At 62.0% G+C, this 12,396-nt stretch carries 13 protein-coding genes; 6 read left to right on the forward strand and 7 right to left on the reverse strand.

The genetic code is table 11. From position 1 onward, the window contains the following. The first annotated feature begins 63 nt into the window (after positions 1–63). From copC to AC1DWG_RS25710, 6 genes are all read left to right on the forward strand, one after another. The gene (copC, locus tag AC1DWG_RS25685; RefSeq protein WP_477762320.1) at positions 64–429 is read left to right on the forward strand and encodes a copper homeostasis periplasmic binding protein CopC; all 366 of its coding nucleotides are present in this window, start codon (positions 64–66) and stop codon (positions 427–429) included. Between the two features lie 3 nt (positions 430–432). Further along, positions 433–1,290: a copper homeostasis membrane protein CopD gene (copD, locus tag AC1DWG_RS25690; RefSeq protein WP_477762321.1), complete on the forward strand. Its 858-nt coding sequence runs from the start codon at positions 433–435 to the stop codon at positions 1,288–1,290. A 295-nt stretch (positions 1,291–1,585) separates the two neighbouring features. After that, positions 1,586–2,881 (forward strand): OprD family porin, encoded by a 1,296-nt coding sequence (locus AC1DWG_RS25695; RefSeq protein ID WP_477788509.1) that lies wholly within the window; start codon positions 1,586–1,588, stop codon positions 2,879–2,881. A gap of 192 nt (positions 2,882–3,073) precedes the next feature. Next, on the forward strand, positions 3,074–3,898 hold the full coding sequence (locus AC1DWG_RS25700) for an NAD-dependent epimerase/dehydratase family protein (protein ID WP_477788510.1): 825 nt from the start codon (positions 3,074–3,076) through the stop codon (positions 3,896–3,898). 52 nt (positions 3,899–3,950) lie between these two features. After that, positions 3,951–4,838 (forward strand): SMP-30/gluconolactonase/LRE family protein, encoded by an 888-nt coding sequence (locus AC1DWG_RS25705; protein WP_477788511.1) that lies wholly within the window; start codon positions 3,951–3,953, stop codon positions 4,836–4,838. A 58-nt stretch (positions 4,839–4,896) separates the two neighbouring features. Then, positions 4,897–5,787, forward strand: a complete 891-nt coding sequence (locus AC1DWG_RS25710; protein ID WP_477788512.1) for an aldose 1-epimerase — start codon at positions 4,897–4,899, stop codon at positions 5,785–5,787. Here AC1DWG_RS25710 and AC1DWG_RS25715 read toward each other — a convergent pair. The 7 genes from AC1DWG_RS25715 to pqqA all read right to left on the reverse strand — a co-directional run bounded on the left by AC1DWG_RS25715 (position 5,763) and on the right by pqqA (position 12,199). Then, positions 5,763–7,499, reverse strand: a complete 1,737-nt coding sequence (locus AC1DWG_RS25715; RefSeq protein ID WP_477788513.1) for a PAS domain-containing hybrid sensor histidine kinase/response regulator — start codon at positions 7,497–7,499, stop codon at positions 5,763–5,765. The genes AC1DWG_RS25710 and AC1DWG_RS25715 overlap by 25 nt on opposite strands. Beyond that, entirely contained in the window at positions 7,483–8,646 is a 1,164-nt protein-coding gene (gene ercA, locus AC1DWG_RS25720; RefSeq protein ID WP_116261192.1) for an alcohol dehydrogenase-like regulatory protein ErcA, read from the reverse strand. Before ercA ends, AC1DWG_RS25715 begins: the two co-directional genes overlap by 17 nt. 236 nt (positions 8,647–8,882) lie before the next feature. Then, on the reverse strand, positions 8,883–10,025 hold the full coding sequence (pqqE, locus tag AC1DWG_RS25725; protein WP_477788514.1) for a pyrroloquinoline quinone biosynthesis protein PqqE: 1,143 nt from the start codon (positions 10,023–10,025) through the stop codon (positions 8,883–8,885). After that, positions 10,003–10,275 carry a pyrroloquinoline quinone biosynthesis peptide chaperone PqqD gene (gene pqqD / locus AC1DWG_RS25730; RefSeq protein ID WP_477762327.1) on the reverse strand — a complete coding sequence of 91 codons (273 nt, stop codon included), beginning with the start codon at positions 10,273–10,275 and terminating at the stop codon, positions 10,003–10,005. Before pqqD ends, pqqE begins: the two co-directional genes overlap by 23 nt. Beyond that, positions 10,272–11,024, reverse strand: a complete 753-nt coding sequence (pqqC, locus tag AC1DWG_RS25735; RefSeq protein WP_477788515.1) for a pyrroloquinoline-quinone synthase PqqC — start codon at positions 11,022–11,024, stop codon at positions 10,272–10,274. The genes pqqD and pqqC overlap by 4 nt, the downstream gene beginning before the upstream one ends. A gap of 133 nt (positions 11,025–11,157) precedes the next feature. Next, a complete protein-coding gene (pqqB, locus tag AC1DWG_RS25740) occupies positions 11,158–12,072 on the reverse strand; it encodes a pyrroloquinoline quinone biosynthesis protein PqqB (RefSeq protein ID WP_477788516.1) in 915 nt (304 codons plus the stop codon). Between the two features lie 55 nt (positions 12,073–12,127). Continuing rightward, a complete protein-coding gene (gene pqqA, locus AC1DWG_RS25745) occupies positions 12,128–12,199 on the reverse strand; it encodes a pyrroloquinoline quinone precursor peptide PqqA (protein WP_003253598.1) in 72 nt (23 codons plus the stop codon). Between the last annotated feature and the right edge of the window lie 197 nt (positions 12,200–12,396).

Consider the following 12,396-nt stretch of genomic DNA (forward strand, 5'->3'; position numbering starts at 1 on the left):
TTCGTACAACCGCTGTCGTAAAGCTAAACTCTGCGCACTTGGAAACTGCCTGAGGTCCCCACGATGCTGCTCAAGAAAACCCTGACCGTCACTGCCCTGCTCGGCTCCCTGCTCGCCGCTTCTTCGGTGTTTGCCCACGCCCACCTGAAAAGCCAGACACCGGCCGCCGACAGCACCGTGGCCGCGCCAGCGCAATTGCGCCTGGAGTTCTCCGAGGGTATCGAGGCCAGTTTCACCAAAGTCATGCTGACCCGGGATGGCGCACCGGTAGCGATCAAAGCGCTGACCACCGAAGGCAGCGATAAAAAGACCCTGATCGTCACCCCGGCTGCGCCGTTGGCCGCCGGGGCCTACAAAGTCGAATGGCACGCAGTGTCGGTCGACACCCACAAAAGCGAAGGTGCCTACGCCTTCAAGGTTGGCCAGTAATTCATGGCGAGCGCGCTGGTGCTGTGCCGCTTCCTGCATTTCATCGTGGTGTTGATGCTGTTCGGGGGCTGGGTGTTCAGGCCCTTGCTTGCAAATGGCGAAACGGCACTGGATCAGCGACTGGCACGGACCTGCCGGTGGCTGGCCGTGGTGGCGCTGGCCAGCGGGGTCTGCTGGTTGCTGCTGATTACCGCGAGCATGGCCGGGGCGTGGGACGCGGCCTTCGATCCGTCGACCCTGGGCCTGGTGCTGGGCAACACCTTTTTCGGCCAGGTCTGGCGCTGGCATTTGCTGATCAACCTGCTGCTACTGGCGTCGCTGCTGACCCCACTACGCGCCAGCCTTGCGCTGCGCCTGATCCTCAGCGGCTTGCTGGTGGCCACGCTGGCCCCGGTCGGTCACGGCGCCATGCTCGATGGCACCGCCGGGCATTTGCTGATCCTCAATCAACTCATTCACTTGTTCTGCGTGGGTGCCTGGCTCGGCGGCTTGATGCTGCTGGTGATGATCTTGCGTCAACCCGATGGGCATTCGATCCGCGTGATGTTGCAGCGCTTCAGCGGCGTCGGTTACGGCCTGGTCGCCGGGTTGCTGATCACCGGGCTGATCAATGTGCGGGTACTCACCGGGGCATTCTGGCCGACTCCGCTGTTCAGCGGTTTCGCCTTGATCCTGTCGATCAAGGCATTGTTGGTGGCCTCGATGCTGGGCCTGGCGTTGTTCAATCGCTTGCGGATCAATGATTGCGAGCAGCGTCTGCCAACCTTGCGCGCCAGCGTGATGCTGGAGTGGATGCTGGGGCTCGGCGCAGTGGCGGCGGTCTCGCTGCTAGGCACCCTGCCCCCCATGATTTCCAACTAATAACCTCATCTCCTGTAGGAGCCGGCTTGCCGGCGAAGCGGTGGTGGCCGTGATGACGCCTTCGCTGGCAAGCCAGCTCCTACAGATCGGCTTTGTTCAAAAAATGCTGGATGGCATCAATCAATCTCCTGTAGCAGGCTCGCTCCCACAAAGTGCCATCCCTCAGTCCCTACCCTCGCAAGTCATCGTATAACTTCCGATTGACAACCCTCGAAAATCCCGCAAATATCGCCGCCAACGTTGTACGACGACATATGACAACGATAAAAACAACAAGAAACAATGGAGCGTCACAGTGAGCAAGCTCGTCCGCAATTCCTCCGCCCGTTCTTCGCGTCCAGACTTTACCCGTCGTCATACCCTGAGCCTGATCGGCTGCAGCGGCCTGGCCCTCGTCCTGCCCATCACCTGCCAGGCCGAAGGTTTCACTGACGACGCCAAGGCCACGCTGAACCTGCGCAACGCCTACATCAATCGCAACTACACCAACCCGGCCTATCCCCAGGGCAAGGCTGAAGAGTGGACGCAAAACTTCATTCTCGACGCCCGGTCCGGGTTCACCCAGGGCACCGTGGGCTTCGGTGTCGATGTACTGGGCCTGTACTCGCAGAAGCTCGATGGCGGCAAAGGCACCGGTGGCACACAGTTGTTGCCGATCCACGACGACGGCCGCCCCGCCGACAATTTCGGCCGGCTCGGCGTGGCGCTCAAAGGCAAGGTCTCGAAAACCGAATTGAAGGTCGGCGAATGGATGCCAGTGCTGCCGATCCTGCGCTCCGACGATGGCCGCTCGCTGCCGCAGACCTTCCAGGGCGCTCAGGTGACCTCCAGCGAAATAAGCGGCCTGACGCTGTACGGCGGTCAATTCCAGAAAAACAGCCCGCGTAACGACGCGAGCATGGAAGACATGTTCATGAACGGCAAAGCGGCGTTTACCTCGGACCGTTTCAATTTCGGCGGCGGTGAATATGCGTTCAATGAAAAGCGCACGCAGGTCGGCGTCTGGTACTCGGAACTCAGTGACATTTACCAGCAGCAATACTTCAACCTGACGCACAGCCAGCCCGTTGGCGACTGGACCCTGGGCGCCAACCTGGGCTACTTCATCGGCAAGGAAGACGGCAGTGCCAAGGCCGGTGACCTCGACAACAAGACTGCGTTCGCCCTGCTCTCGGCCAGATATGGCGGCAATACCTTCTACGTCGGCCTGCAAAAACTCACCGGTGACAACGTCTGGATGCGGGTCAACGGCACCAGCGGCGGCACCCTGGCCAACGACAGCTACAACTCCAGCTACGACAACGCCCGGGAGAAATCCTGGCAAGTGCGCCACGACTACAACTTCGTCGCCCTGGGCGTTCCGGGCCTGACCCTGATGAATCGCTACATCAGTGGCGACAATGTGCACACCGGCGCCATCACCGACGGCAAGGAATGGGGCCGCGAATCCGAACTGGCCTACACGGTGCAGAGCGGCCCGCTGAAAAACCTCAACGTGAAATGGCGTAATGCGAGCATTCGCAAGAGCTTCAGCACCAACGAGTTCGATGAGAACCGGGTGTTCATCAGTTATCCGATTTCGTTGTTGTAACCCGCAAGGTTCAACACACCCCCTGTAGGAGCTGGCTTGCCAGCTCCTACAGAGATCGAGCATTGCGATGACCCTCCGTCAATTTCCACCAATGTCGCGTTGACAAGTGCCGGAAACCCTAAGGATACTCCAGCACAGTCATACGACAACCTACAACAAACCAATAACAACAACCGCGTGTCCAGGATTCCCATGACGACCACAGCAACCGCCCGCCCCCCTTTCAATCGCCTGCTGCTGACCGGCGCCGCCGGTGGCCTCGGGAAAATCCTGCGCGAAAGCCTGCGCCCCTACGCCAATGTGATTCGCCTGTCGGATATCGCCGATATCGCGCCGGCTATCGATGACCGCGAAGAAGTGATGCCCTGTGACCTCGCCGACAAGCAGGCGGTGCATCAACTGGTCGAAGGCGTGGACGCGATCCTGCACTTCGGCGGCGTGTCGACCGAGCGCTCGTTCGAAGAGATCCTCGGCGCCAACATCTGCGGCGTGTTCCACATCTACGAAGCGGCGCGCCGCCACGGCGTGAAGCGGGTGATCTTCGCCAGCTCCAACCATGTGATCGGCTTCTACAAGCAGGACGAAGTGATCGACGCCCACTCCCCTCGCCGCCCGGACAGCTACTACGGCCTGTCCAAGTCCTACGGCGAAGACATGGCCACCTTCTACTTCGACCGCTATGGCATCGAGACCGTCAGCGTGCGCATCGGCTCCTCGTTCCCGGAACCGCATAACCGCCGGATGATGAGCACCTGGCTGAGCTTCGGCGACCTGACCCGACTGCTCGAACGCGCCTTGTACACGCCGAATGTCGGCCACACCGTGGTCTACGGCATGTCCGACAACAAGGACATCTGGTGGGACAACCGTTATGCCACGGCCCTGGGTTTTGCCCCGCAGGACAGTTCCGAAGTGTTCCGCGAAAAAATCGAAGCCCAGCCGATGCCAGCCGCCGACGACCCGCCGCGGCTCTATCAGGGTGGCGCCTTCTGCGCAGCCGGTCCGTTCGGCGACTGAGCCCGCGCCGCTCACTTGATCCCCACGACAAAAACCAAGGGAATGAGTTGCCATGCAAGCCGAATTGATTGTCGACGCCCGCAACGCCGTCGGTGAAAGCCCGGTCTGGGTGCCTGAGGAAAACGCGCTGTACTGGGTCGATATTCCCGCTGGCGGTTTACAGCGCTGGAGTGCCGAAACCGGGCAGGTGGATGCCTGGAAAACCCCGGAGATGCTCGCTTGCATCGCCCGTCATCGTGACGGAGGCTGGGTCGCCGGCATGGAAAGCGGGTTCTTCCACCTGCATCCGCGCAACGACGGCAGCCTCGACAGTGAACGGCTGGCCCGCGTCGACCATGCCCGCACCGACATGCGTTTGAACGACGGCCTTTGCGATCGTCAGGGACGCTTCTGGGCCGGCAGCATGGTGCTGAACATGGGCGCCAACGCCGCCGAGGGTAGGTTGTATCGCTACAGCGCCGGGCAGCGCGAGCCGCTCGACGCCCGACTGAGCGGTTTCATCGTGCCCAACGGCCTGGGCTTCAGCCCGGACGGACGCACGATGTACCTGTCCGACTCCCATCCCCAGGTCCAGCAGATCTGGGCCTTCGACTACGACATCGACACCGGTACGCCTTCGAATCGACGCGTGTTCGTCGACATGAATCAGTACTGTGGGCGTCCCGATGGCGCGGCGGTCGACGCCGATGGCTGCTACTGGATTTGCGCCAACGATGCCGGGTTGATCCACCGTTTTACCCCCGACGGCCGACTTGACCGCTCCCTCGCCATACCGGTCAAAAAACCCACCATGTGCGCCTTCGGTGGCCCTCGACTGGACACGCTGTTCGTGACCTCGATCCGCCCCGGCGACGACCATGACCCGCAATCACTGGCCGGTGGCGTGTTCGCCCTCAACCCCGGCGTAACAGGTTTACCCGAACCCCTTTTCAACGATTGAATGATGAGGGAGCTTCTGTGGCGAGGGATAAACCTCAAAAATCAAGTAGCAGGTCACTATGTCGCTGACACTGATCGAACTCGAAGACGAATTCACCCATCTCACCCTCGCCCCGGAACTCGGCGGCAGCATCGTCAACTGGACCGCGCGCAGCTCTGGCCAACCCTTGTTGCGCCGCGCCGATGCGCATACCCTGAACACCGGCCTGCCCGGCAAGCTTGGCTGCTTTCCCTTGATCCCCTGGTCCAATCGCATTGCCGAAGGTGGTTTCGATTGCCCCGACGGCTGGCTGGCACTGACGCCCAACAGCCTCACCGATCCCCTGCCGATTCACGGCAGCGCCTGGCAGCAGCCGTGGCAGGTGATTTCCCGATCTGAAAATGAAGTAATCCTGCAACTGGACAGCACAACACCCTTCGCCTGGCGCTCCCGGCAACGCTTCCATTTGCACGCGGGCAAGCTGAGCATCGAAATGCACGTCACGCACCAGGCTGAAAACGCGGCGTGGCATGGTTTGGGGCTGCACCCGTACCTGCCGCGGACAGCGAACACCCGACTACAGGCACCGGCCCGGCACGTGTGGTTGTGCGACGGGGCAAAACTGCCGACAGAACTCAGCGCATTGCCGCTCGAGTGGGATTTTCAGCAACTCAAGTCATTGCCCGAAGCGCTGGTGGACAACGGTTTCTGTGAATGGGACGGCCACTGCCTGATCCATCAACCCGACCTCGGCTATGAACTCGACTGCCAGGCCACAGGCAGTGATTACTATTTGCTCTACTGCCCGGTGGGTCAGGGGTTTTTCTGTATCGAACCGGTGAGCCACCCGGTCAACGCGCACCACCTGCCCGGTCGGCCAGGCTTGCGTTTGCTGGAACAGGGCCAATCCACCGAACTGTGCTTTACCCTGCAGTATCGGCCGCTTCAGGCTGGCGCCGCCAACAGTTGACTCAACACCGCGCGCAACTTGCCGGGCTTCACCGGTTTGTTCAGCAAGGGTGCGTTGAGCCGCTGCAACGCACGCCGACAATGGTCGGTGCGGTCGGCTGTAATGATCACCGCGGGAATGTCCTGGTGGAAATGCTCGCGCAAATGTCGCACCACATCACAGCCGACCACCCCGTGATCGAGATGATAGTCCGCGAGAATCAGTTCCGGCGCCTGCCCTCGTAGCGCCGCCAGCGCAGCCGCTTCATCGGTGGCGGTCAGCACGTCGCAGCCCCACTGCCCAAGCAACGCGCTCATGCTTTCGAGAATGCTCACTTCGTTGTCGAGCACCAGTAAACGGCGGCCCGGCAGCGGGTTGCCGGTGCCCGGTTGTGGCACCGCCTGGCTCACGGGCAATGGAACCTCGTCGGATATCGGCACCTCGATGCTGAACATCGAACCCCGCCCCGGCAACGAGTACACGCCGATTTTATAGCCAAGGATCTTGGCGATGCGCTCGACAATCGCCAGCCCCAGGCCCACGCCCTTGCGGTCGGCGGCGCGGCCGACGTCCAGCTGGTTGAACTCGAGGAAGATCGAATCGAGCCGGTCCGCGGCGATGCCACGCCCGGTGTCCCAGACCTCCAGGCGCAACATCTCGCCCCGACGCCTTGCCCCCAGCAGTATGCTGCCTTCGTCGGTGTAGCGGCAGGCGTTGCTGAGGAAATTGCGCAGGATCCGCGTCATCAGCCGCAAGTCGGTGCTGATGGCGTAATCGGCCATGCGCACCCGAAGGTTCAAGCCGGCCGCCTGCGCGACGGACTGAAACTCCGAGACCAGCGGCCCGAGCAGTTCGTCGAGGCGGTACGGGGCGATGTCCGGCTTGACCGCGGCCTGATCGAGCCGGGAAATGTCGAGCAAATCCGTCAGCAGGTCTTCGGCCCCTTCCAGGGCCTGGTGAGTACGTTCCACCAGCAGTTGTTCGGCTTCCGGCAATTGGCGTTCGCGCAGGGTCGAAATCAGCAACCGCGCGGCGTTCAGCGGTTGCAGCAGGTCGTGGCTGGCGGCGGCGAGGTATTTGTCCTTACTGTGATTGGCGGCCTCGGCGGCATCGCGGGCGTCGCGCAAGGCCCGGGCGATCTGTTTACGCTGGGTGATCTGCTGCTGAAGGTTACGGTTGGCTTCGAGCAATTCATTGGTGCGCGCGACGACGCGCAACTCCAGTTCGTCATTGAGTTGCTGCAGGCGTTGCTGGGCCAGTTTGCGCTCGGTGATATCGGAAACGAACCCTTCCACCAGCCCTTCCTGGCCGGGCTTGAGCAACAGGTTCATCAATACATCCAGATGACTGCCGTCCTTGCGCCGCAAGCGGGTTTCATAGCCGTGCAGGCTGCGCTGGTGCCTGAGGATTTCGCCGATGTTTTCCAGCTCCTGCGCGCCGTCGACAAACAGGGTGCTGGCCAGGTCCGTCAGGGAGAACAGCACCTCCTGCGGGTCCTGGTAGCCGAGCATACGTGCCAGCGCCGGGTTGGCGGCGCGCATGCCATCGTGCAGGCTGACCTGGAAGATCCCGTGCACCGCGTTTTCGAACAGCCACTTGTAGCGGTTACGCTCGGCTTCCAGATCATCCAGGCGCGCGGCCAGTTCCGGGTAATGACTCTTGCGCGCCGAATGGCTGCCCAGCCCCAGCAGCCCGGCCAGGGCTCGTTGTTGCTCGTCAGAGGGCTTCGCCATAGACGACCTCGACATCACGCTGGCTGGATTCGCGCGGGTTGGTCAGGATGCATGGATCGTGCATCGCATGCTGCGACAGGAACGGAATGTCCGAGGTCCGCACGCCATGCAAACCGAGGGTTTCGTGAAAGCCGATGGCGTGCTTGAGGGCGATCAGGTGTTCGACCAGGCGCCCACAGATCTGCCGGTGATTCAGGCCTCGGCAGTCGATGCCGAAGGTCTCGGCGATCACCTTGAAGCGCTCCGGCGCCGAGTTGTAATTGAAGGCCACCACGTGCTCGACGAGCACCGCGTTGCACAGGCCGTGGGGCAGGTCGAGAAAGCCGCCGAGGCTGTGGGACATGGCATGCACCGCGCCCAGGATGGCGTTGGAAAACGCCAGCCCGGCCTGCATGCTGCCCAGCATGATTTTTTCGCGCAGGGCGATGTCGGTCGGGTTGGCGATCATTTGCACCAGGTTGCCATTGATCAGGCGCATCGCCTCCAGCGCATGGGGATCGGTCAGCGGCCCGTGGCCGGTGGACACGAAGGCTTCGATGGCATGCACCAAGGCGTCGATGCCGGTACAGGCCGACAGGAACGGGTCCATGCTCAGGGTGGTTTCCGGGTCGATCAGCGAAACGTCCGGCACCACGGCCTTGCTGACGATGGAGAACTTCATGCGCTCCTGCTGATTGGAAATGATCACGAATTGCGAGACGTCGGCCGAGGTGCCGGCAGTGGTCGGAATCAGGATCAGCGGCGGGCTGGGCACGCGGATGGTGTCCACGCCCTCGAAATCGAGAATGCTGCGGCCATGGGCGACGACGATGCCGATGCCTTTGCCGCAGTCCATCGGGCTGCCGCCACCGACGGCGACGATCACGTCGCAGTGGTTTTCCCGGTACAGCTCGGCGCCGAGCATCACCTCTTCGACCCGCGGGTTGGGCGAGACATCACTGTAGAGGCAGTATTCGATACCCAGGGCCTGCAGGCTGGCTTCGACATCGGCGACCCAGCCGGCGGCGATCACGCCGGGGTCACTGACCACCAGGACCTTGCGTGCGCCAAAGGTCTTGGCGTAATTGCCGACACTGTGCCGGCTACCGGCACCGAAGATGATTTCAGGGGAAACGAACTTGCGCAGCTGGTTGAGACTCTGGCTCATTGGAAAGCCTGTTTTTATTGTTTTGGAAGGTAGAAACCACACTAAACCATCCAGCTGTGAATGCAATCAGACCAATGGGTAGCACTGTCTGGGGTGTACTCACATTCTGTATTCACCACAGATCCCTGTGGGAGCGGGCTTGCTCGCGAAAGCGGAGTATCAGTCACCATCAATATTGACTGACAGGGCCTCTTCGCGAGCAAGCCCGCTCCCACAGGGGATCTGTGTCGCCAGGCTTATCCGCGATAGATCAGCTGTGAGGCCTTTTCGTTACGCAGCGTCAGATGCTCCATCCCCAACCCCGGTGCCTCGGCTTCCTCGCGGGCCTTGAGGATCACCCTGTGGTGGGGCGACTTGCTGCACACCGGGTCGGCATTGCCAGCATCGCCGGTCAGCATGAAGGCCTGGCAGCGGCATCCTCCCAGGTCCTTGTGCTTTTCGTCGCAGGAGCGACACGGCTCCTTCATCCAGTCATCGCCGCGAAAACGATTGAAGCCGAACGAGTCGTTCCAGATGTGCGAGAGGCTGTGCTCGCGCACGTTGGGAAACGCTACCGGCAACTGCCGGGCGCTGTGGCAAGGCAAGGCTGTACCGTCGGGAGTGATGTCGAGAAACAGGTTGGCCCAGCCGTTCATGCAGGTCTTGGGGCGCTCTTCGTAGTAGTCCGGGGTGACGAAAATCAGCTTGCACGGGTGACCCTGGGTTTCAAGCCGTTGGCGGTACTCGTTGGTGATGCGCTCGGCACGCTGCAATTGCTCGCGGGTGGGCAACAGGCCGACGCGATTGAGTTCAGCCCAGCCATAGAACTGACAGGTGGCCAATTCGACGAAATCCGCTTCCAGCTCCAGGCACAGTTCGATGATCTGCGCGATCCGGTCGATGTTGTGCCGATGGGTGACGAAGTTCAGCACCATCGGATAGCCCTGGGCTTTCACCGCACGGGCCATGGCGAGTTTCTGCGCAAAGGCCTTGCGCGAGCCGGCGAGCATGTTGTTCACCGCCTCGTCGGCGGCCTGGAAGCTGATCTGGATATGGTCCAGCCCGGCGACCTTGAAGTCGCGCACCTTCTGCTCGGTCAGACCGATGCCGGAGGTGATCAGGTTGGTGTAGTAGCCCATGTCCCGGGCGGCCTTGATCAGTTCGGCGAGGTCCTGGCGCACCAATGGCTCGCCGCCGGAAAAGCCCAGTTGCGCGGCGCCCATGTCCCGCGCTTCGCGAAATACGCGAATCCACTCGGCAGTGCTCAGCTCCTCGCCATGCCGGGCAAAATCCAGCGGGTTGGAGCAATACGGGCATTGCAGCGGACAGCGGTAGGTCAGCTCGGCGAGCAGCCACAACGGTGGCCCGGGCAGCGTCTCACTCGATCCAGAATTGCGCATGGGCCACCTCCAGAAACGCCAGCACGTCTTCGTCGATACCGGGTACCCCGGGAAAATTCGCGCTCAATCGATCAATGATCGCCGCCACGCTGCACTGGCCATCCACCAGGTCGAGAATCTGACCGGCACTTGCGTTGAGCTTGATCATGCCTTCGGGGTACAGCAGCACATGGCAGTCCTGACGGGGCTCCCATTGCAGACGAAAACCGCGACGCAAGGCCGGTGACTGCTGGCGATCGATCAGGCTCACAGGGCAATCCCCCGGTGCCAGACGTTGTCGCCGGTGACCGTGTGATACGGCGGACGCGCAAGCTCGTAGGCCATGCTCATGGCATCGAGCATGCTCCACAGCACGTCGAGCTTGAATTGCAGGATCTCCAGCATGCGTTGTTGCCCCTGGGCCGTCACGTAGTGCCCCAGGGTGATGCGCAAGCCATGCTCGACATCGCGCCGCGCCTGGCTCAGGCGCGTGCGGAAATAGTCGTAGCCGGCGACGTCGATCCACGGGTAATGGGTCGGCCAGGCGTCGAGTCGCGATTGATGGATCTGCGGCGCAAAGAGTTCGGTCAGCGAACTGCTGGCCGCTTCCTGCCAGCAGGCGCGACGGGCGAAATTGACGTAGGCGTCCACGGCAAAACGAACCCCGGGCAGCACCAGTTCCTGGGAGAGGATCTGCTCGCGATCCAGCCCCACCGCTTCGCCCAGGCGCAGCCAGGCTTCGATGCCGCCCTCGCTGCCGGGGACGCCGTCGTGGTCGAGAATCCGTTGCAGCCATTCCCGACGCACGTCGCGGTCCGGGCAATTGGCGAGAATCGCGGCGTCCTTCAGGGGGATATTGACCTGATAGTAGAAGCGATTGGCGACCCAGCCCTGGATCTGCTCGCGGCTGGCGCGGCCGGCGTACATGGCTTGGTGGAAGGGATGGTGGATGTGGTAGTAGGCGCCCTTTGCGCGCAGGGCGGCTTCGAATTCGCTGGGGGACATGGGGGTGTCAGTCATTTTATTCTCCGGGAGTTTTTGCGGTGCCCGCGCTGGCCCTATCGCGAGCAGGCTCGCTCCTACATTGAATCGGCGGTGTCCCCTGTGGGAGCGACGGTGCGGCGATCCGACCTGCTCGCGATGGGGCCTTTGGCTACAGCTCAAGACTCATGCCGTCATAAGCCACTTCAATCCCCAGCCGCTCCAGCAGCGCCCGCTCGGCCGAGCCTTCATCGAGGATCGGATTGGTGTTGTTGATGTGGATCAGCACCTTGCGCTGGCGGTTGAAACCCTCCAGCACTTCAAGCATGCCGCCCGGGCCGCTTTGTGGGAGGTGCCCCATTTCGCTGCCCAGGCTCTGGCCGACTTCGCAGATACGCATCTCGTCGTCGCGCCACAGGGTGCCGTCCAGCAGCAGGCAATCGGCACGCTGCATCCAGCCCAGCACTTCATCGTCGATTCGGCCAAGGCCCGGGGCATAGAACAGCGAGGCGCCGTTGCGCAGGTCTTCGATGAACAGGCCTATGGTGTCGCCCGGTTGCGGGTTGCCGCGATTGGGCGAATACGGCGGTGCGTTGCTCACCAGGGGAATCGCGCGAAACTGCAAATGCTCGCAGGCCGGGATGTTGAACGACTGACGCTCAAGGCCGACCGGTTGCCAGTGCAATCCGCCGTTCCAGTGTCCGAGCATGTTGAACAGCGGGAAACCACTGCTCAGGTCCTGATGCACGCGCTCGGTGCACCACACCGCATGCGGACAGCCTTCGCGCAGGCTGAGCAAACCGGTGCAATGGTCGATCTGGCTGTCCAGCAGCACGATGCCGGCGATGGCGCTGTCACGCAGGCGCCGCGCCGGTTGCATGGGCGCAAAACTCTCGAGTTGCGCGCGAATGTCCGGTGAAGCATTGCACAGCACCCACTCCACGCCGTCGTCGCTCAGGGCAATCGACGACTGCGTACGGCGCTGGGCCCGCAGGCTGCCATTGCGCACACCGGCGCACTGGCGGCAGTTGCAGTTCCATTGCGGGAAACCACCGCCAGCGGCGGAACCGAGAACGCGGATGTGCATGGCAGATGCTCCAGAAGGCAGGTCCGGCCAACGCAGCGGCTGGCCGGGTGATCAATCAACGGTTGGCGAAATACATCGTCACTTCGAAGCCAATGCGCAGATCGGTAAACGCGGGTTTAGTCCACATGGGTCATTCCTCTTCTTGTGCCGGGTGATTCCGGTAGAGCCATTAATGCACGGGGCGATGAGCGCCTGAATGCTACTTTCGAAGGAGCTTTGGGGGTGATTTGGTAGGGGGTGTTGCGCGGTGTCAGATACAGCCATTCGCTGGCAAGTCGGGTCGCCGCATCGCAGCTCCTACAGGTATTGCGCAAACCTGTAGGA

This window comes from Pseudomonas sp. P4_B3 (genome assembly GCF_056402295.1).